Annotated in this window: 1 protein-coding gene; it reads right to left on the bottom strand. The window is 39.5% G+C overall.

Annotation, left to right across the window (positions count from 1 at the left end):
* On the bottom strand, nt 1-937 hold a 937-nt coding region (locus R7Q48_RS25410; RefSeq protein WP_318132924.1), incomplete at both ends, for a sensor histidine kinase.

The raw sequence follows: 937 nt of genomic DNA, 5'->3' as shown, positions 1-937 counted from the left end.
CAAGCCCTAAGCCTGTACCACCAAACCGTCGAGTAATTGAGCGATCACCTTGATGGAATGCCGTAAATAAATGGGCTTGTTTTGCTCTCGAGATTCCAATTCCGGTGTCAGATATAGAAACTACAACTTCGTCATTTTCTTCAGCGACAGAAACAGACACACTTCCTGAGTCCGTAAACTTGATGGCATTCCCAATCAAGTTAAAGAGAATCTGTGACAGCCTCGTCGAATCAATCCAATACTGTTTGTCTGATGAGATCTGACAATGAAAGTTAAAAGAAAGATTCTTAGTTATAGCTACTTGTTTTTGCTGAGAAATTACAAAAGTTACAGTGTCATTTAAATGTATCCACTGTTCGTTTAATTGGAAGCTACCGGATTCAATTTTTGAAAGATCGAGAATGTCGCTAATGATGGCTAGAAGAAGCTCAGCAGAGCATTCCATTTGATTGAGGGCATCAAATTGTTCATCTGATAAGGTAGATTGTCTCAGGATGTCTAGCATTCCTAAAACTGAGTTAAGAGGCGTTCTGATCTCGTGGCTCATCATTGCCAAAAACTCAGATTTTGACTGGTTGGCTAGTTCTGCTTCTTCACGAGCTCTTGCAAGTTGAGTCGTTCTTACCTCAACAATACGTTGTAACTTTTCCTTTGTTTCTATGTCGATAACAGCACGTTCTATAAGGGGTCTAAAGCGCCTTAGAGTCTCTTTGTTTTCAATACTAAAATGCCCTTTTTGAGATCCAATTAATAGTATGATGCTTTGTGTTACTTCCGAACGAATGCCCGTTAAAATTACGGAGTTAACATGTGTTTTAACAAAGCTATTTAAGTTCTCAAACTCTAACAATTTCGTTGGCTCGAATAGCAGAATGCATTCACCGTTTAATGCGCGCTCCATCGTGTTACCGTGTAACCACTCTACCTTATCAAACAC

This window comes from Vibrio sp. 378 (assembly GCF_033339435.1).
This window is presented reverse-complemented; position numbering and strand designations above follow the sequence as displayed.